This window comes from Ruegeria sp. AE4, from assembly GCF_056542185.1.
On sequence record NZ_JBQFZK010000003.1, the window covers coordinates 129,446 to 148,853 of the forward strand.

Genomic DNA, 19,408 nt, shown 5'->3' on the forward strand with positions numbered 1-19,408 from the left:
GCGGGTCGGAAATAGTCATTGTCAAACAGGTTCCAGCAGCTTGATCGAGATATGGGCAATTCCGCCCCGCTCGTGATGCATCGCCAATTCTTCGGAACCAAAGAAGGCTTTGGCCTTGTCCAGGTTTGTAACCTCGAACATCGCGATGGCGTGGTCTTTTTGGTTGGGGTCGCGCCAGACATGCAGGTCGCGGATACCCGCGGCCTTGCGCATCGGTTTGTCCTCGCGGAACACTTTCAGCCAGGCGTTGAAATCGGCCACGTCGGCTTGCCAAAGGACATGCGTTGCCATGCTTACAGGTCCATCAGCAGGCGGCGCGGATCTTCCAGCGCCTCTTTCACACGAACGAGGAAGGTAACGGCACCTTTGCCATCGACAATCCGGTGGTCATAAGACAGGGCCAGATACATCATCGGGCGGATCTTGATCTCACCATTGATGACCATCGGGCGGTCCTGGATCTTGTGCATGCCCAGAATACCCGACTGAGGAGGGTTCAGGATCGGCGAGGACATCAGCGAACCATAGACACCACCGTTCGAGATGGTGAAGGTGCCACCCTGCATCTCAGCCATGCTCAGCTTGCCGTCACGGGCGCGCTTGCCCTTTTCGGCGATGGCTTTTTCGATCGCGGCAAAGGACATGCTGTCGGCATCACGGATCACGGGAACGACCAGACCCTGCGGCGTACCGGCGGCAACGCCCATATGCACGAAGTTCTTGTAGACGATGTCGGTTCCATCAATCTCGGCATTGACCTCGGGCACTTCTTTCAGCGCGTGGCAGCAGGCCTTGGTGAAGAAGGACATAAAGCCCAGACGCACACCATGCTTCTTCTCGAACTGGTCTTTGTACTGATTGCGCAGGGCCATGACCTCGGTCATGTCCACCTCGTTGTAGGTGGTCAGGATCGCAGCGGTGTTTTGTGCGTCCTTGAGACGTTTGGCAATGGTTTGGCGCAGGCGGGTCATCCGCACGCGTTCTTCGCGGGCCTCGTCCTCGGCAGCCACAGGGGCGCGTGGGGCTTGGGCCACAGGGGCGGGCGCAGCCGCCGCAGGTACCGGGGCTGAAACTGCTGCAACGGCTTTGGCTACGTCTTCCTTCATGATGCGACCGTCGCGGCCTGTTCCGGTGACCTGATCAGCCGACAGTCCGGCTTCGGCCATTGCTTTCTGGGCGGACGGTGCGTTTGCGACGTCTTTTCCGGTGCTTGTTGCTGCGGGCGCCGCCGCTGCTGCCTGTGCCGGCGCGGCTGCTGCACCAGCGGCAGCTCCGGTGATGACGGCCAGCTTGGCAGCCGCATCCACGGTCGATCCTTCTGGAGCAACGATTTCCGCAAGAACACCCGAAGTCGGTGCGGGAACTTCAACCGAGACTTTATCGGTTTCCAATTCGCACAGCATCTCATCCTGCGCGACGTTGTCGCCAACCTTCTTGAACCAGGTCGAAACGGTTGCCTCCGTCACAGACTCACCAAGTGTCGGAACCATCACGTCAACCGACCCACCTGATGCGGCAGGTGCCGCTGCCGGGGCTGCGGCTGGCGCCGGGGCTGCGCCTTCGCCCGCCGCAATCGTTGCCAGCAAGGCGTCAACACCGACGGTTTCGCCTTCGGCTGCCACGATTTCACCCATGACACCCGCTGCCGGCGAAGGAACCTCGACGGTGACCTTGTCTGTCTCCAGCTCACACAGCATCTCATCCATGGCGACCGCATCACCGGGCTTTTTGAACCAGGTTGCAACTGTGGCTTCGGTGACCGATTCGCCAAGCGTGGGAACACGAACTTCAATCGTCATCGCTTACTTTCCTTCAATGCTCAGCGCTTCGTTAACCAGCGCTTCTTGTTGGGCTTTGTGTTGGCTGGCCAGCCCCGTTGCGGGCGAGGCCGATGTGGCGCGACCGGCATAGGTCGGGCGAGTGTGTTTTGCATCGATACGGGACAGGACCCATTCGATGTTGGGTTCGATAAAGGTCCACGCACCCTGGTTCTTGGGCTCTTCCTGACACCAGACCATCTCGGCATTCTTGAACCGTTCGAGTTCGTTGATCAGTGAATGTGCCGGGAACGGATAGAATTGTTCGATCCGCATCAGGTAGATGTCGTCGATGCCACGCGCGTCGCGTTCCTCCAGCAGGTCGAAATAGACCTTGCCGGAACACATGACGACGCGCTTGATCTTGTCATCGGCCACCAGCTTGGTGTCAGAGTTGCCCTTCTGCGCGTCATCCCACAGCACCCGGTGGAAGCTGGAGCCTGTGGTGAAGTCGTCCGCCGTGCTGACGGCCAGCTTGTGACGCAGCAGCGACTTCGGTGTCACCAGGATCAGCGGTTTCCGGAAAGTACGGTGCAACTGACGGCGCAGGATGTGGAAATAGTTCGCGGGTGTCGTACAGTTCGCCACGATCCAATTGTCCTGACCGCACATTTGCAGGAACCGTTCCAGACGCGCTGACGAGTGTTCCGGGCCTTGCCCTTCAAAGCCATGCGGCAGCAGTGTGACAAGACCGGACATCCGCAGCCACTTGCTTTCGCCCGAGCTGATAAACTGGTCGAACATGATCTGCGCACCGTTGGCAAAGTCGCCGAACTGCGCCTCCCACAGAACCAGAGCGTTCGGTTCTGCTAGCGAATAGCCGTATTCGAAACCCAGCACCGCGTATTCCGACAGCATCGAGTCGATGACATCGTATTGGGATTGCCCGGCACGGATGTTGTTAAGCGGGTAATACCGTTCTTCGGTTTCCTGATGAACAAACCCAGAGTGACGCTGGCTGAAGGTGCCCCGTGTTGCATCCTGTCCGGCCAGACGCACAGGATATCCTTCGGTCAGCAACGAGCCAAACGCCAGTGCCTCGCCCGTGGCCCAGTCGAAGCCTGCACCAGTCTCGAACATCTGTTTTTTATGTTCCAGCAACCGCTCAACAGTTTTGTGCATTGCGAAATCGTCAGGAGCCTTGGTCAGCGCGGCTCCGATTTCCGCCAGTGTCTCTGCCGAGATCGCTGTTTCACCCCGGACATAATCATCCTTGTTCTTGTCCAGATGCGACCAGCGCCCATCCAGCCAGTCGGCCTTGTTGGGTTTATAGTCTTTCCCGGCCTCGAACTCGTCGTTCAGGTGGGCCTGAAAAGCGGCCTTCATATCTTCGATCTCACCCTCGGGGATCAGCCCGTCCTTGACCAGCCGCTCGGTGTACAAGGAAAGCGTAGTTTTATGGGTTTTGATCTTCTTGTACATGATCGGGTTGGTGAACATGGGCTCATCGCCCTCGTTATGGCCAAACCGGCGATAGCAGAAGATGTCCAGAACCACGTCTTTATGGAACTTCTGGCGGAACTCGGTCGCCACTTTCGCGGCGTGAACAACCGCCTCGGGGTCGTCGCCGTTCACATGGAAGATCGGGGCCTCGACCATCAGCGCGATATCGGTGGGATAGGGGCTCGAGCGGCTGAAATGCGGCGCGGTAGTGAACCCGATCTGGTTGTTCACCACGATATGCATGGTGCCGCCGGTTCTGTGCCCTTTCAGGCCTGACAGGCCAAAGCCTTCGGCCACCACACCCTGACCGGCAAAGGCCGCGTCACCGTGCAGCAAAATGGCCATGACCCTTGTGCGATCTGTATCGCCCAGTTGGTCCTGCTTGGCGCGGACCTTACCCAGAACCACCGGGTTTACCGCCTCAAGGTGAGAGGGGTTGGCGGTCAGTGACAGGTGCACACTGTTGCCATCGAATTCGCGATCGCTGGAGGCGCCGAGGTGATATTTCACGTCGCCAGAGCCATCCACGTCTTCGGGCTTGAAGCTACCGCCCTGGAATTCGTTGAAAATCGCGCGATAAGGCTTGCCCATCACGTTGGCCAGAATGTTCAGGCGACCCCGGTGCGGCATCCCGATGACGATGTCACTAAGGCCAAGCGCTCCACCGCGCTTGATGATCTGTTCCATCGCCGGGATAAGCGCCTCGCCACCGTCCAGACCGAACCGCTTGGTGCCCATGTACTTGACGTGCAGGAACTTCTCGAAACCCTCGGCCTCGACCATCTTGTTCAGGATCGCCTTGCGGCCTTCCTTGGTGAACTGGATTTCCTTGCCATAGCCCTCGATCCGCTCTTTCAGCCAGGCGGCCTCTTCCGGGTTCGAGATATGCATGTATTGCAGTGCGAAGGTGCCGCAATATGTACGTTTCACGATTTCAACGATCTGCCGCATCGAAGCGACCTGCAATCCCAGCACGTTGTCGATAAAGATCGGGCGATCCATGTCGGCATCGGTGAAACCGTAAGTCTTGGGGTCCAGCTCAGGATGTGTGCTGGCAGCACGCATGCCCAGCGGGTCCAGATCCGCGGCCAGATGGCCCCGGATGCGATAGGCCCGGATCAGCATCAGTGCCCGCAAACTGTCCAGCACGGCGCGTTTGATCTGGTCGTCGCTGACCTCAGCCCCTTTTTCAGCCGCCTTGTCCTTGATCTTTTTGCCCGCCGCTTTGGCGTCAATCTCGGCCCATTCACCAGTCAGCGCACCAGTCAGGTCGTCTGCTGGCATCGGCGGCCAGTCGGTGCGCGCCCAGGACGGACCGTCGGCTTCGCGTTGAACATCGGGTGCGGCATCGCCCATGGCATCAAAGAACGCGCCCCATGCGGCATCCACCGCACCGGGGTTCTTTGTGTATTGCGCATAAAGCTGCTCCAGATATTCGGCATTATGCCCCTGCATGAAGCTTGAGGCATGAAAGGCGGAATTGGGCGAATGTTCGGTCATAGGGCTACCTCTGTTGGGTTGGGACCGTATTGATTGGTGCCTGGCTGGCTGGGGCGTGTCAGCCACCATAGAACCAGGAGGGGCGACACCACCAGTACCAGTAGTGTCGGAAGAACGATGAGCAACGTGGCGCGGGTGAACAGGATATCCAGCCTGCCGCCATGCTGGAAATGAGAGGCCAGGCCGATACCGAAAACGAGCACGGCTCCGGCGCCAAGGATCAACAGGATCGGCAGCAGAGCATACAGCCCGCTGCGACCGGTATCGTGCATCCGCCGGAAAGCAACTGCCAGATGGGGAAAGAAGACGATCAGGCTGACGATGCCCTGCACCGGTTGCGAGGACGTGGCCGACACGGATTTGGATGTTTCGGTTTCGGTCACTGCAACTTGAGTGAAGAACTGCGCATCGATGATCCCGGCAAGGATGCTCCAGATCACGATGAACAGGAAAAAGAACCAGTATTCGGGCCGAGAGGCACGCCCTGAGAAGGTGAAGAACTTGGAGAAACAGGTGCGGATGGCGTCAGAGAAGGTCATGGCTTTTGCCTTATTGTGCGACGCCTTATGTCCAGAGTTAAGGCGGTATGAGGCGTTCTGCCGAAGGCCTCGTTGAACTCCACTTCGTCAAATCTCCAAAATCTAATTTTTGCGGGGCCGGCACCCAGATCGGGTTCTCGAAGTGGGCGATTTGTCAGTTCGACAGGCTCCCGGTCCAAATCCTGCGCGTTTACGTTGGTTTGGCCAGATGGGTATCCCCAAGTTGTCGCCGAAAGGTACCTAGACGGACCATACCCACGTTCGCGAGTTTCGCCTAGGTCCTTGATGTTAAATGCCCAGATTGCATCTCTTATTTTTTTAGTGTCATCGGTCGAAGTACTGGAATAGTTACAACCCAAACTTTCGCCGGAAGCAGTGCCGCCTTTGCGGTCAGACAGCAACAAAAATGCGATAGAGTCTTGGTCCGTCCACAACACTTCATAGTAGCCTAATTCTGCCCCTTCAGAAATTGCGTTTACGTGATCGAGAATTCCGATAGACACTCCAGTTTCTAGATCCAACTCTAGCGGGTTGTGATCCTTGTAGGTAAATGCAGGCAGTAAATATCCGTCCGCGACAATATTCAGCATTTTGTCAGTGAAGGGTGCTCGGAAAGGCATCCACCCTCTTGCATAAAACTCTTTCGCAACAGTTGCGCTATTCTCGGTCGACCAAGTGCAAAGTTCGATTACGTCCTTTGTTGGCTTGGAGAAGTCAGGCGACGCGGTCGCACTAGCTATTGAGGCGGAGTACAGGCCACCAAGAAGAAAGGCCAAAACATGCCGAAAACGAGGGAACTTCTTCCCCCGCTCCGCAAAGCCTATGCTATGGTGCGCCATCGCGCTTACCCAATCGCTTCCAGTACAGCCTCACCCAGCTGCGCCGGGCTTTCGGCCACGACGATACCGGCCGAGCGCATGGCTTCGATCTTGTCCTCGGCACCGCCTTTGCCACCGGCGACGATGGCACCTGCGTGGCCCATGCGGCGGCCCGGAGGGGCTGTGCGGCCTGCGATGAATCCTGCAACCGGCTTTTTGCGGCCTTTCTTGGCCTCATCGGCCAGGAACTGTGCGGCCTCTTCCTCGGCCGAGCCGCCGATCTCGCCAATCATGATGATCGACGTGGTCTCGTCATCTGCCAGGAACCATTCCAGCACGTCGATATGCTCAGTCCCTTTGATCGGGTCGCCGCCAATGCCCACACAGGTGGACTGGCCCAGTCCTACGTCCGTTGTCTGTTTCACGGCTTCATAAGTAAGCGTACCCGAGCGGGAAACGACACCCACGCTGCCGCGTTTGTGAATATGGCCGGGCATGATACCGATCTTGCAGGCGTCAGGCGTGATGACACCGGGGCAGTTCGGGCCAATCAGGCGCGACTTGCTGCCTTCCAGCGCGCGTTTCACCTTCATCATGTCCAGAACCGGGATACCTTCGGTGATGCAGACAATCACTTCCATCTCGGCATCAATCGCTTCGAGGATCGAATCCGCCGCGAATGGGGGCGGTACGTAGATCACCGATGCGTTGGCTTCGGTCACGTGCTTGGCCTCGTGGACCGAGTTGAACACGGGAAGGCCCAGATGCTCCATCCCGCCTTTGCCGGGGGTCACGCCGCCGACCATCTTGGTGCCATAGGCAATAGCCTGTTCGCTGTGGAATGTACCTTGCGAGCCGGTAAAGCCCTGACAGATCACTTTGGTGTTTTCATCGATGAGGACTGCCATTTTGTCCCTTTCTCTAGGCGGTGTGGGATTGATAGGGTTCAGCCGCTGGAAGAACCTGCGGCGCATAGGTGATTTTCTGAAGCGTGGCGCGACCAAGGGCCAGATCGGCCATCGTGCGCAGGCCGCTGCTGATTTCGGCGATACCGCGCCTGATTTTTTGGCGGACCAGCGGCCAGCCCGTAGGGCGTGCGCGGTGGGCACCCATCTGGATTTCGCCCGGCGCTTCGTTGCCTTGCTCGACCATCGCAGGAACCACCTGATAGACATTGACCCGACGCGCCGCAGCCGAGGCTGACGGGTTGAACAACAGGCCATCCAGCGTGATGTCATAGGGCTTTTGCGCCAGAAAGTGTTCTGCCGCTTGCCGGGTCAACGCATATGCGGCACCGCCGGGGTGGCGTGAGTGCATCAGGCGCAGTTCCCGACCCAGATGGGATGAGCTTTTGCGCTCAAGTGCGAGGTAAAGCTTTGTGCTGCGCCAGCGTTCGAACCGCACGATATCGGCATCCTCTGGCCACCAGGATGCATCGTTCAACCAATCCGCCAGTTCTGGCGACAGGAAAACATCATCCTCAAGTATCAAAGCCTGCTCCGCGCCAGAGGCGACAACGGCCTCCCACGCTTTGGCGTGACTGAGGGTGCAGGCCATGTCCTTGGTATGGAAATAACCCCAAGGTCCCTCAGACCGGCATTCACGCAGGAATTCCTCACGGGTGGCGGCGTCGCAATCAACAGCGTTGATGCGCGTTGCCGACAGGCCTGCCTTTTGCAGCTCCTGCGCCATCAAACGCGCCCGCCCGGTGGCGCGTTCTAGGCCTATGAGGAAGATAGGGATGGTCATGGGGTTACGATTCCAGTGAGATCAGGCAGCCTGCACCAACAGCGATCCGGTCCGCGAGCCGGTAAAGCCCTGACAGATCACTTTGGTATTTTCGTCGATGAGGACTGCCATTTTAGTGGCTCCTTCGCTTGCTATCTTATCTGTTGAAGTTCGATGGACGAGTATTGCTGTCCAGCGGGTTGTTTCGGAGGTTGCCCGGAGACGATGTAGACATTTCGCCCTGCAATGGGTTTGTCGGCTCTCAGCGTAGTTCTCGAAGAGCTTCTGGTCGTCTGATAAGTAGATGAACCATCGATGTGCTTTGCAGCCATCCGCTTTTGTATTTCTTCTACGTCAGTGGAAGTTAGGTTTTTCGACGCTATATAGCAGTAGTCATACTCGACCCTGCCCCTGGCTCCAAAATCAGAAGTTCTGGTTCCGGTGACTGCATAGATCCAATTCGGCTCACTGAAGAACCGAGTTCCTCCCTCGGACGTGTTAGAAATACGTTCAAGGCCTGAGTTCTCCAGCGTTTGAGTTGCTTGAGAAGGATTACCCAAGCTGGCCATGCAGACCGTTTCAAACAGCACACTCGCTTCTTCAATTGCACTGCTTCGTGTTACCGGCGCGTTCGTGCAACCAGCTAAAAGAATTGCGGTTGCCAAGGAGATCTTCTGGAAATTCATTCAATCGGCCTTTGAAAGTGATACTCATCCCGAGGACAGAGGAAGGTTTGCATTTCTGCAAATCTTCCTCCCACTCTGCTCAACCCTTAACCGCCTTCACGATCTTCTCGGCACCGTCTTTCAGGTTGTCCGCCGCGATCACGTCCAGACCCGAATTGTTGATGATCTCTTTGCCTTTCTCGACATTGGTGCCTTCCAGACGCACGACCAGCGGAACTTGCAGCCCGACCTCTTTCACCGCAGCCACCACGCCCTCTGCGATAACATCACAGCGCATGATGCCGCCGAAGATGTTGACCAGAATACCTTTGACCTGCGGGTCCGAGGTGATGATCTTGAATGCTTCGGTCACCTTCTCTTTGGTCGCACCGCCGCCCACGTCGAGGAAGTTGGCAGGCTCGGCCCCATAAAGCTTGATGATGTCCATCGTGGCCATCGCCAGACCGGCACCGTTGACCATACAGCCGATCTCACCGTCCAGTGCGATGTAGTTCAGGTCGTATTTGCTGGCTTCCAGTTCCTTGGGGTCTTCCTCGGTCGTGTCGCGCAGTTCAGCGATATCCGGGTGGCGGTAGACCGCGTTGCCGTCAAAGCCAACTTTGGCATCCAGCACTTTCAGGTCGCCGCTGTCGGATACGATCAGCGGGTTGATCTCGAGCATCTCCATATCCTTCTCGACGAAGGCTTTGTAGAGGATGCCCATAAGCCTGACACATTGCTTGACCTGCGCGCCCTCGAGCCCCAGCGAAAATGCGATGCGGCGACCGTGGTAGGGTTGGTAGCCGGTGGCGGGGTCAACCGAGAAGGACAGGATTTTCTCGGGCGTCGCGGCGGCGACTTCTTCGATGTCCATACCGCCTTCGGTCGAGCAGACAAACGAGATACGGCTGGTCTGACGATCTACCAGCAGGGCCAGGTACAACTCACGCTCGATGCCGGAACCGGCTTCGATATAGATGCGGTTGACCTGCTTGCCTGCCGGACCCGTCTGATGGGTGACCAGAGTGCGACCCAGCATCTTCTTGGCTTCTTCGGCCGCTTCCTCGACCGATTTCGTCAGACGGACACCGCCTTTTTCACCAGCGTCGGCTTCTTTGAAGGATCCTTTGCCACGGCCACCCGCGTGTATCTGCGCCTTGACGACCCAAAGCGGCCCATCCAGCTCACCGGCTGCGGTTTTGGCTTCCTCGGCGCGCAGCACGGCGCGACCATCGGAGACCGGAGCGCCGTAGCTGCGAAGAAGAGCCTTGGCCTGATATTCGTGAATGTTCATCGAAATTGTCCCGTCTGACTGCGTTTAACCGTTATAGGCGTGTCTAGCGGGTAAATTTAAAGGGTTTTTTGACCTGTGACGGGAAATTGCCGAAGATTTTCAGCATTTGTGATCACGGGTTTTTAGGGTGTGATCACAAAAGCTCGAGTGTCATCAATTGATTCGATAATCCTGCACAGTTTTTTGAAATCACATTCGAAAAAAGGGATTTGCGACGTTTGCGCCAACATATGCGGCCGGATTCCGCGGTGGCAAATGAAAACCGGCCCATAATTGGGCCGGTCTCAAATTCAGATTGTCTGGCAGTTTTACGCCAGTGAACTGTCGATGCCTTTGCATGCCTCGATCAGGCCTTTCACGGCGTTGACCGAATTGTCGAAACCGGCTTGCTCGTCTTCGTTCAACTTGATGTTTACGATGCGCTCGACGCCACCAGCGCCGATGACCGTCGGCACCCCGACATAAAGGCCGTTAACGCCTAATTCACCGCTGCAGTACGCCGCACAAGGCAGAACACGCTTCTGGTCTTTCAGATAGGCTTCGGCCATTTCGATCGCCGAAGTGGCGGGCGCGTAATAAGCCGACCCGGTTTTCAGCAGGCCTACGATTTCCGCGCCACCATCACGGGTGCGCTGTACGATGGCATCCAGCTTTTCTTGCGAGGTCCAGCCCATTTCAACCAGATCAGGCAGCGGGATACCGGCAACGGTCGAATAACGAACCGACGGCACCATGGTGTCGCCATGTCCGCCCAATACGAACGCGGTTACATCGCGCATCGAGACGTTGAACTCTTCCGACAGGAAATGCGCGAAACGTGCTGAATCCAGCACGCCAGCCATGCCGCAGACTTTGTTGTGCGGCAGGCCCGAGAATTCGCGCAGCGCCCAGACCATGGCGTCCAGAGGGTTGGTGATGCAGATCACGAACGCATCGGGCGCATGCGCTGCGATACCTTCGCCGACCGACTTCATGACTTTCAGGTTGATGCCCAGCAGGTCATCGCGGCTCATGCCCGGTTTGCGGGCTACGCCTGCGGTCACGATGCAGACATCCGCGCCAGCGATATCGGCATAGTCGCTGGTACCTTTCATCGAAGCGTCAAAGCCTTCGGACGGGCCGGATTCGGCGATGTCGAGCGCCTTGCCCTGTGGCAATCCGTCAGCAATGTCAAACAGGACAACGTCACCCAGTTCTTTGACAGCTGCAAGATGCGCAAGCGTGCCGCCGATGTTCCCCGCGCCGATCAGCGCAATCTTGGGTCTGGCCATTTGGAATATCTCCGGTCGGTTTTGAAATCGCGGCTGTGCTAGTCGCTAAAACGGCATTAGGCAAGAGTTCTGCGACGTGGCATACAACCGCATACCGTTTGCGAGACCCCATGTGGTTGCGCTAAAGGGCCTTTGAGACAAGCCAAAACCGGGACCGGTGCATGTTTGAATTGAACCTGATGTTTTTTGCAGTGGCGATCCCGGCGGTGATATTTGCGGGTATCTCAAAGGGCGGTTTCGGCTCGGGCGTGGCTTTTGCGTCATCATCGATTCTGGCCTTGATCTTAACGCCCGGGCAGGCCCTGGCCCTGATGCTGCCGATTCTGATGGTGATCGATGTGGCCACTTTGGGCCCTTATTGGAAGCGGTGGAGCTGGAGGGATGCGCGCCTGCTGATCCTGGGTGCTGTACCCGGTGTGGCAATGGGGGCATGGCTTTACCGTTCAACGGATGATGACCTGCTGCGCCTGCTGATCGGCGGCATCTCGGTCGGGTTCGTGATCTGGCACATCGCACAGTCAAAAGGCTGGGTGCGCGGATTTGCCAGACGGTTGCCACCCTCCGCTGGCCTGTTTGCAGGGCTGGTCGCGGGCTTCACCAGCTTCGTCAGCCATGCCGGAGGCCCTCCAGCTGCCGTTTACCTGTTGTCCCAACGGCTGACAAAGACCGAGTTTCAAGCCAGTACGGTATTGGTTTTCTGGGTGATTAATATCGCGAAGTTTGTACCCTACGCTTATCTGGGCATGTTCACGTGGCAGACGGCATGGGCCGATATGCTGTTAACACCGTTTGCTGTTCTCGGTGCGTGGCTGGGCGTCCGCGCACATTTCATGTTGTCCGAACGCCTGTTCTTTGGAATTGCCTATATGCTGCTGACCCTCACAGGCAGTAAGCTGATCTGGGACGCACTTACCTGATCAGGCGTTCGGGGGCAGCGCTTCGGCTACAGCCTCAAAAGCTTGCCCCGAAGCGACAAGGCAGGTGACCCCGTTGGGCAAGGTCACCGTGATGGTCCAGCTGCCGCCTTGAGCTGAGGCGAAAAGTTCCATGACTGCGCCTTGCTGGGCCAGACCAAAGCCCCTGCGCGTTTCGCCATAAGTGTCGGTCAACCTTTTCAGCACATCCTCTCGCGGTGCGCAGTTTTGCCCCTGGGCCTGTACCTGTTGTGCCGCCAGAACTATGATCCCAAGTCCCATCGTCATCTCGAACATTGTCTTTCGCATCCCGAATCCTTTCGGTTCCCTCTGCTGGTCAGGGTGCGGCGTAGGCGCCGAAATTCAGTTAAGGCAAAGCACGTTGCGCCGTGTTTGCTGCGGTGCGGCAATTTTGGGCTTGAACTTTCCGGTAAAAAATGCCCCATTCCGCGCAACTTTATTTCAATGGGAGTGGTCCATGGATCCTCGTCAGCGCCCCTATCGTTCGGTTCTCTATATTCCTGGGTCCCGGGATAGGGCTTTGGAAAAGGCCCGCACTCTGCCGGTAGATGCAATCATCTTCGATCTGGAAGATGCGGTCGCGGCCGACGAAAAGGACAATGCGCGCGAAACGCTCAAGGCGGCTTTGGCTGCCGGAGGGTACGGGTCACGCGTCAAGATTGTCCGGATCAACGGGTTGGACACCGAATGGGGCCGTGCGGATGCCGAGGCTGTGCGCGAAATGGATGCCGACGTAGTCCTGTTGCCTAAGGTGAATTCGGCGGCTGACGTGGATGCGCTGGCTGCGATCACCGGAGATCTGCCGATCTGGGCCATGATGGAAACGCCGCGTGGAATGCTGAACGCGGCAGAAATCGCCGCGCATCCGCTGATGGCCGGATTCGTGATGGGAACAAATGATCTGGCGAAAGAGTTGCAAACCCGCTTCCGCCCAGATCGCCTGCCTATGATGTCCTCGTTAGGGCTGTGCTTGCTGGCCGCCAAGGCCGAAGGGCTGATTATCATCGACGGTGTTTACAACGCCTTCAAGGATGTCGAAGGTCTGGCTTTCGAATGTGCCCAGGGCCGTGATATGGGCTTTGATGGCAAAACGCTGATCCACCCGGCCCAGGTCGAAGTGGCAAATACTGCCTTCGCGCCATCGGATCACGAGATCGACCTAGCTCGCCGCCAGATCTCGGCCTTTGAAGAGGCCGAGGCGCTTGGCCAAGGGGTCGCCGTTGTCGATGGCAAGATTGTCGAAAATCTGCACGTTGTAACTGCCCGCGAAATTCTGGCAAAAGCAGAGGCGATATTAGCTTTGCAAGCGGGGTAGGCCAGCATGGGCTTTGTTCTTCTGATCTTGGGTGTGGCGCTGTGGTGGGGGGCGCATCTGTTCAAACGTGTGGCACCTGAACGCCGCGCCGCAATGGGTGACGCGGGTAAAGGCGCTGTTGCCCTGGCTTTGGTCGCGTCGATCCTTCTGATGATCTTCGGGTATCGCATGACCGACTTCATCCATGTTTGGGCGCCGCCAACCTTTCTGGTTCACGTCAACAACCTGTTGGTTTTGATCGCGATTTATATGATGAGCCCTGCGGGCACAAAAGGCCGGCTGCTGAACAAGCTGCGCCACCCGATGCTGGGCGGGTTCAAACTGTGGGCTTTTGCGCACCTGTTGGTGAACGGCGATCTGGCCTCGATCATCCTGTTTGGTGGCCTTCTGGTCTGGGCGGTGGTCGAAGTCATTGTAATCAACAAGTCTGAACCCGAGTGGACCCCGGCAGAGCCTGGCACTTACGGCAAGGATGCGATGTTCTTTGTGGCTTCGATCGTTCTGATGGGAATTATCGGATACATCCACGGGCTGGTTGGCCCATCTCCGTTCGGCTCATAAGGATTTGATTTGATGTCAAAACTTTATCGCTTGCTGACCGAAGAAGACACTTCGGCCTTCTGTCACAAGGTGTCCGACGCCCTGTCAAAAGGATGGGAGCTGTATGGCGACCCGGCTTACGCCTTTGATGCCAACGGCAACGTAATGCGTTGTGCGCAGGCCGTGACCAAAGAGGCCGAGGCCGACTATTCCCCCGACATGAAACTGGGACAGCAGTAATGGCGAAAACAAATCCGGGCCGATTTTTCGAGGACTATTCTGTAGGGCAGGTATTGCAGCATGCAGTACCTCGCACCGTGACCGAGGGAGAGCGCGGCTTGTATCACGCGCTTTATCCCGCACGTCACGCGCTTTACTCTTCGGACGAATTTGCCCGGGTCTGTGGGTTGCCGGAAAGCCCGATTGATGATCTGGCCGCGTTCCACATTGTGTTCGGCAAAACCGTGCCTGACATTTCCTTGAACGCGGTTGCCAATCTTGGCTATGCCGAAGGCCGTTGGTTGAAGCCCGTTTATGCTGGCGATACGCTGCGATCCGTATCAGAGGTTATCGGCCTGAAGCAGAATTCCAACGGAAAAACCGGTGTTGTCTGGGTTCGTACCCGCGGGTTGAACCAATTGGACGAGGTGGTTCTTGAATATGTGCGTTGGGTCATGGTGCGTAAGGCAAACATGGATGCACCCGCGCCCGAGACGGTTGTTCCTGATTTGAAGGCTGTACTTGATCCGCAGGACCTGACCGTGCCGGAAGGGCTCGATTTTGCAAACTACGATTTTGCCCTCGCGGGCGAGGCGCATCGCTGGGGCGATTATGAGATCGGTGAAACCATCGATCATGTGGATGGTGTCACCGTCGAAGAGGCCGAACATATGCTGGCCACACGTCTTTGGCAAAACACCGCCAAGGTGCATTACGATCTGACGTTCCGTCCGGAAGGCAGGCTCATTTATGGTGGGCATGTAATCTCGATGGCGCGGACATTGTCCTTCAATGGCCTTGCAAATGCGCAGATGATTGTCGGCTTGAATGGTGGTGCCCATGCTAACCCGTGTTTTGCGGGTGATACGATCAAGGCGTGGTCCGAAGTTCTGGACAAAGCGGAAACCGGGGTTGCCGGCATAGGCGCTGTGCGATTGCGTCTGGTCGCGACCAAGGGCGGTGATCCGTTCAAGCTGAAAAACGAAGAAGGGCGTTACCTGCCAGACGTTCTGCTGGATCTCGATTATTGGGCTTTGATGCCCAAATAGGTGATCTGACGGATATGTGACGCCACGGCTTGCAAGGCGTGATAGGTTTGCACAATGAACCTGCTACGCGCAATATTGGCCAGCGTCACTCTGGCACCGGCGGCTCAGGCCTGCGATCTGGCCTTGGCTTTAGCCGTGGATGTTTCTGGTTCAGTCGATAGCAGCGAATATCGCATTCAGATGGATGGGTTGGCCGCAGGTTTGCGCGACCCGATCGTGTCCGAGGCGCTGGTGCGGGGGCAGGCGCGGCTGATGCTGGTGCAGTGGACCGGCTCATCGCGCCAGCGGATCACTATTCCTTGGACCCGTATCGATAGCTTTGCCACGCTGGATCAGTTTTCAGACCAGGTCGCCGCCAATCCGCGCATCTGGCGGAATTTTTCGACGGCAATCGGCGAGGCGCTTCAAATGACCCTGAGTTCATTCGATTCGGTTTCAGACTGCCGACGGCACCTGATAGACCTGTCAGGGGACGGTGTGTCCAATGAAGGGATTGAGCCGACGCGGGTACATGCGGCCCTGCGCGCCGAGGGGATCGTTGTCAACGCGCTGGCTATTGAGGAAAGCGAACCGGATCTGACGGCGTATTTCTTTGAGAATGTCATCGTGGGCGAAGGTGCTTTTGTCGTTTCCGCCACCGGGTTCGCGGATTACCCGGAACGAATTCGCCGAAAACTGCTGCGCGAAGTGACGCAGCAAACAGCAGACCTGAAATGACGGCTTGAGAGATTCGTGATCACATCTCTTTGGCCTTGAAAACGCTAACATTGACAGCGCGGAATGTGATATGTGATCACGAGATTATTTTGTGTGATCACATATTCGAATTATCCGTGTAATTGAGCGCAATTTGATGGTTTTTGCACTCGCAGCACGTGACAGTGTCGCAAAAACCAGTAAAACGTTCGGTAGCCAACCGAAAAGGAGCCGCCATGGCCGATGTAAATCGGGGCAATCGCCCACTTTCGCCGCATCTGTCGATTTATCGCCCGCAGTTGACGTCGATCACGTCCATCCTGACGCGCATCACCGGCAACGCCCTTCTGCTCGCAGCTCTGTTGATCGTCTGGTGGTTTCTGGCCGCAGCAACTTCGCCCGAGGCGTTTGCGGTAGCGAATGGGGTAATAACCTCGATGCTTGGAGACCTTGTGATGGCGCTATCCGTTTGGGGGCTTTGGTATCACACGTTGGCCGGTGTGCGGCACCTGATCTGGGACAACGCGGTTGGTCTGGACCTTCCGACGGCGACCAAGCTGGGTTGGGCCGTTGTCATCGGATCGGTCGTCTTGACCCTTCTGACCCTTGTCCTCGTCGCGTGATTGGAGGCCTGACATGCGTTATCTGACCGACCGCAAACGTGCCGCTGGACTTGGCTCGGCGAAATCCGGCACTGCCCATTTCTGGGCGATGAAAGTCAGCTCGGTTGCTTTGCTGATCCTTGTGCCGTTGTTTGTATTTACATTTGGTCCGATCCTGGGCCAGCCATTCGAGGTCGTTCTCGACTACTACTCGCGACCTTTCCCTGCCATCGTAGCAGCACTGACGCTGGCGGTTGGCTTCAAACACTTCGCGGACGGTGCGCAGGTGATGCTTGAAGACTATGTTCACGGCACGCTTGAAAAGGTCCTGATCATTCTGTTGACCTGCCTGTCCTACGGCGCAGCAGCGGCTGGTATCTTCGCCATCGCGCGCATTGCCCTCTAATTCCCGGAGCTGAAAGAAATGGCTGCATACGAATACGAAACGCATGAATATGACGTGGTCGTTGTCGGCGCCGGTGGGGCCGGTTTGCGGGCGACGCTGGGTATGGCGGAACAGGGTCTGCGCACGGCCTGTGTGACCAAGGTTTTCCCAACCCGTTCGCACACCGTGGCGGCTCAGGGAGGAATCGCCGCGTCGTTGTCAAACATGGGCCCCGACCATTGGCAGTGGCATATGTACGACACTGTGAAAGGCTCGGATTGGCTGGGCGACACTGATGCGATGGAATACCTCGCGCGGGAAGCGCCCAAGGCTGTTTACGAACTGGAGCACTATGGCGTTCCGTTCAGCCGAACCGAAGAGGGTAAGATCTATCAACGCCCGTTTGGTGGTCACACCACTGAATTCGGCGAAGGCCCGGCAGTACAGCGCACCTGTGCCGCTGCGGACAGGACCGGCCACGCGATCCTTCATACGCTCTATGGCCAGTCGCTGAAGAACAATGCTGAGTTTTATATCGAGTACTTCGCTATCGACCTGATCATGTCCGATGACGGTCAGTGTCAGGGTGTTGTCTGCTGGAAGCTGGACGATGGCACGATGCATGTCTTCAATGCCAAGATGGTTGTGCTGGCGACCGGCGGGTATGGCCGCGCCTATTTCAGCGCGACCTCGGCCCATACCTGCACCGGTGACGGTGGCGGTATGGTGGCCCGCGCGGGCTTGGCGCTGCAGGATATGGAATTCGTCCAGTTCCACCCGACCGGCATCTACGGTTCGGGCTGCCTGATCACCGAAGGTGCGCGTGGTGAGGGTGGTTACCTGACCAACTCGGAAGGTGAACGGTTCATGGAGCGGTATGCGCCCCAGTACAAGGACCTGGCACCGCGCGATTACGTCTCGCGTTCGATGACCTTGGAAATCCGCGAAGGTCGTGGTGTCGGTGCGGAGGGGGATCATATTCACCTGAACCTCAGTCACCTGCCAGCCGAGGCTTTGGCAGAACGTCTTCCCGGCATTTCGGAAAGCGCCAAGATCTTTGCCGGCGTGGATGTCACCAAGGAACCGATCCCGGTTCTGCCAACCGTGCATTACAACATGGGCGGTATCCCCACAAACTATTGGGGTGAAGTTCTGAATCCAACGGCCGAGAACCCGACAGCTGTGGTGCCGGGCCTGATGGCAGTGGGCGAGGCCGGTTGCGCCTCGGTCCACGGCGCGAACCGCTTGGGCTCGAACTCGCTGATTGACCTTGTGGTCTTTGGCCGCGCGGCAGCGATCCGGGCTGGCAAAGTCGTGGATGCAGAAGCCGCGAACCCGGTTCTGAACCAGGCATCGGTCGACAAGGCCTTTGACCGGTTCGACGCGGTGCGCAACGCTAGCGGTTCCATCCCGACCGCAGAATTACGGCTTGAAATGCAGAAAACCATGCAGGCGGACGCTGCCGTGTTCCGTACCGCCAAGACCATGGCCGAAGGTGTCGAGAAGATGACGGCAATCGCTGCCAAGATGGACGATCTGAAAGTCACCGACCGGTCGCTGGTCTGGAACAGTGACCTGATGGAAACGTTGGAGCTGACCAACCTGATGCCCAACGCGCTGGCTACGATCGTCGGCGCCGAGGCGCGCAAGGAATCCCGTGGTGCCCACGCGCACGAGGATTTCTCTGCACGTGATGACGAAAATTGGCGCGTTCATACGGTTAGCCGGGTCGAAGGCAACAAGGTTGAGCTCAGCTATCGTCCCGTGATCGTCGATCCGCTGACGACCGAAGACGAAGGTGGCATCAGCCTGAAGAAAATCGCGCCCAAGGCACGTACGTTCTAATAGGCTCGGACAGCAGGCAATGGTGAGCAAGCGCCAAATACCCACGAAGACCGCAACGGCCATTGGCCAGCGGTCGGTCCGTGTCCGGTGCTTGTCATGACGGTCGAGGTCCTGCAATCCGGTTCAGGCGATCCCAAGATCATCCTGATCGGGCTGAACCGCTGTGCGACGACCTCGTTTCACAGGCTGTTTCAGAATAGCGGGATACCGTCGGTTCATTGGGAAGATGACCAGGGCCGAAACCTTGCGCACCGCATGTTGACCAACATTGCCATGGGGCGACGACCATTGGACGGGTTCGGAGCGGTGCGGGCCTTCACTGACATCGCTTTTGTCAGTTCGCGCTTCATGTTGGACGGGGCGCGTTTCTTCCGTGAATTGCATGCAGCTTACCCGAATGCCTATTTCTTGCTGAACACGAGGGACAGGGATGACTGGATAGCTTCGCGCGCCAACCATTCCGGTGGCGGGTATCTGGATCGGTGCTGCAAAGCCAATGGGCAGAGTGCGGATGAAGTGAAACACGGCTGGGCGCATATGTATGATGTGCACCATGCCGAGGTAGAGACCTATTTCGACGGCAACTCGCGATTCCTGCGCTTTGATATCGACTGTGATGATCCGCAGTGCGTTGCGGACTGGCTCGCGCCGGATTTTGACGTGAATATCGCCCATTGGGGGCATTATAACCGAGGGGCGTCCCAGCGCGCCCGGACAGGCTGAAAGGCGGCCTTGTGCTGAATGGAG

21 protein-coding genes are annotated in these 19,408 nt (G+C 57.5%); 10 read left to right on the forward strand and 11 right to left on the reverse strand.

The window, feature by feature from the left end; translation table 11 throughout:
- Positions 1-21: 21 nt before the first annotated feature.
- From ACR0EK_RS07230 to mdh, 10 genes are all read right to left on the reverse strand, one after another.
- Positions 22-291, reverse strand: coding sequence for a hypothetical protein (locus ACR0EK_RS07230; RefSeq protein WP_480773334.1), 270 nt, complete (start codon positions 289-291; stop codon positions 22-24).
- 2 nt (positions 292-293) lie between these two features.
- Positions 294-1,799: a 2-oxoglutarate dehydrogenase complex dihydrolipoyllysine-residue succinyltransferase gene (gene odhB, locus ACR0EK_RS07235; protein ID WP_480773333.1), complete on the reverse strand. Its 1,506-nt coding sequence runs from the start codon at positions 1,797-1,799 to the stop codon at positions 294-296.
- Positions 1,800-1,802: 3 nt separating this feature from the next.
- Entirely contained in the window at positions 1,803-4,760 is a 2,958-nt protein-coding gene (locus ACR0EK_RS07240; RefSeq protein WP_480585547.1) for a 2-oxoglutarate dehydrogenase E1 component, read from the reverse strand.
- Complete coding sequence (locus ACR0EK_RS07245; protein ID WP_480773331.1) at positions 4,757-5,299, reverse strand: DUF805 domain-containing protein; 543 nt, start codon at positions 5,297-5,299, stop codon at positions 4,757-4,759. Before ACR0EK_RS07245 ends, ACR0EK_RS07240 begins: the two co-directional genes overlap by 4 nt.
- Entirely contained in the window at positions 5,296-6,138 is an 843-nt protein-coding gene (locus ACR0EK_RS07250; protein ID WP_480773330.1) for a hypothetical protein, read from the reverse strand. The genes ACR0EK_RS07245 and ACR0EK_RS07250 overlap by 4 nt, the downstream gene beginning before the upstream one ends.
- A 5-nt stretch (positions 6,139-6,143) precedes the next feature.
- Positions 6,144-7,025: a succinate--CoA ligase subunit alpha gene (gene sucD, locus ACR0EK_RS07255; RefSeq protein ID WP_209506539.1), complete on the reverse strand. Its 882-nt coding sequence runs from the start codon at positions 7,023-7,025 to the stop codon at positions 6,144-6,146.
- A 13-nt stretch (positions 7,026-7,038) separates the two neighbouring features.
- On the reverse strand, positions 7,039-7,866 hold the full coding sequence (locus ACR0EK_RS07260; RefSeq protein WP_480869939.1) for a glycosyltransferase family 25 protein: 828 nt from the start codon (positions 7,864-7,866) through the stop codon (positions 7,039-7,041).
- 131 nt (positions 7,867-7,997) lie between these two features.
- Positions 7,998-8,531: a hypothetical protein gene (locus ACR0EK_RS07265; protein ID WP_480773328.1), complete on the reverse strand. Its 534-nt coding sequence runs from the start codon at positions 8,529-8,531 to the stop codon at positions 7,998-8,000.
- A 79-nt stretch (positions 8,532-8,610) separates the two neighbouring features.
- Positions 8,611-9,804 carry an ADP-forming succinate--CoA ligase subunit beta gene (sucC, locus tag ACR0EK_RS07270; RefSeq protein WP_267363198.1) on the reverse strand — a complete coding sequence of 398 codons (1,194 nt, stop codon included), beginning with the start codon at positions 9,802-9,804 and terminating at the stop codon, positions 8,611-8,613.
- Positions 9,805-10,112: 308 nt separating this feature from the next.
- Positions 10,113-11,075: a malate dehydrogenase gene (gene mdh / locus ACR0EK_RS07275; RefSeq protein WP_267363196.1), complete on the reverse strand. Its 963-nt coding sequence runs from the start codon at positions 11,073-11,075 to the stop codon at positions 10,113-10,115.
- A gap of 161 nt (positions 11,076-11,236) precedes the next feature.
- Here mdh and ACR0EK_RS07280 point away from each other — a divergent pair, with 161 nt between their 5' ends.
- A complete protein-coding gene (locus tag ACR0EK_RS07280) occupies positions 11,237-11,992 on the forward strand; it encodes a sulfite exporter TauE/SafE family protein (RefSeq protein WP_480585560.1) in 756 nt (251 codons plus the stop codon).
- Here ACR0EK_RS07280 and ACR0EK_RS07285 read toward each other — a convergent pair whose 3' ends face one another.
- Entirely contained in the window at positions 11,993-12,298 is a 306-nt protein-coding gene (locus ACR0EK_RS07285; RefSeq protein WP_480869941.1) for a hypothetical protein, read from the reverse strand. It abuts the gene before it with no gap.
- Positions 12,299-12,467: 169 nt separating this feature from the next.
- Here ACR0EK_RS07285 and ACR0EK_RS07290 point away from each other — a divergent pair, with 169 nt between their 5' ends.
- From ACR0EK_RS07290 to ACR0EK_RS07330, 9 genes are all read left to right on the forward strand, one after another.
- Entirely contained in the window at positions 12,468-13,325 is an 858-nt protein-coding gene (locus ACR0EK_RS07290) for an HpcH/HpaI aldolase/citrate lyase family protein (RefSeq protein WP_480869942.1), read from the forward strand.
- A gap of 6 nt (positions 13,326-13,331) precedes the next feature.
- Positions 13,332-13,886: an NnrU family protein gene (locus ACR0EK_RS07295; RefSeq protein ID WP_480773325.1), complete on the forward strand. Its 555-nt coding sequence runs from the start codon at positions 13,332-13,334 to the stop codon at positions 13,884-13,886.
- Between the two features lie 12 nt (positions 13,887-13,898).
- Positions 13,899-14,105, forward strand: coding sequence for a DUF1737 domain-containing protein (locus ACR0EK_RS07300; RefSeq protein ID WP_480538983.1), 207 nt, complete (start codon positions 13,899-13,901; stop codon positions 14,103-14,105).
- Positions 14,105-15,133 (forward strand): MaoC family dehydratase, encoded by a 1,029-nt coding sequence (locus ACR0EK_RS07305; RefSeq protein WP_480899244.1) that lies wholly within the window; start codon positions 14,105-14,107, stop codon positions 15,131-15,133. Before ACR0EK_RS07300 ends, ACR0EK_RS07305 begins: the two co-directional genes overlap by 1 nt.
- A gap of 54 nt (positions 15,134-15,187) precedes the next feature.
- Positions 15,188-15,850, forward strand: coding sequence for a DUF1194 domain-containing protein (locus tag ACR0EK_RS07310; protein WP_480899246.1), 663 nt, complete (start codon positions 15,188-15,190; stop codon positions 15,848-15,850).
- A gap of 215 nt (positions 15,851-16,065) precedes the next feature.
- Positions 16,066-16,452: a succinate dehydrogenase, cytochrome b556 subunit gene (sdhC, locus tag ACR0EK_RS07315; RefSeq protein ID WP_267363810.1), complete on the forward strand. Its 387-nt coding sequence runs from the start codon at positions 16,066-16,068 to the stop codon at positions 16,450-16,452.
- A 13-nt stretch (positions 16,453-16,465) separates the two neighbouring features.
- Entirely contained in the window at positions 16,466-16,837 is a 372-nt protein-coding gene (gene sdhD / locus ACR0EK_RS07320) for a succinate dehydrogenase, hydrophobic membrane anchor protein (protein ID WP_267363812.1), read from the forward strand.
- An 18-nt stretch (positions 16,838-16,855) separates the two neighbouring features.
- On the forward strand, positions 16,856-18,661 hold the full coding sequence (sdhA, locus tag ACR0EK_RS07325; RefSeq protein ID WP_480967702.1) for a succinate dehydrogenase flavoprotein subunit: 1,806 nt from the start codon (positions 16,856-16,858) through the stop codon (positions 18,659-18,661).
- Positions 18,662-18,757: 96 nt separating this feature from the next.
- On the forward strand, positions 18,758-19,384 hold the full coding sequence (locus ACR0EK_RS07330) for a sulfotransferase (RefSeq protein WP_480899248.1): 627 nt from the start codon (positions 18,758-18,760) through the stop codon (positions 19,382-19,384).
- The last annotated feature ends 24 nt before the right edge of the window (positions 19,385-19,408 follow it).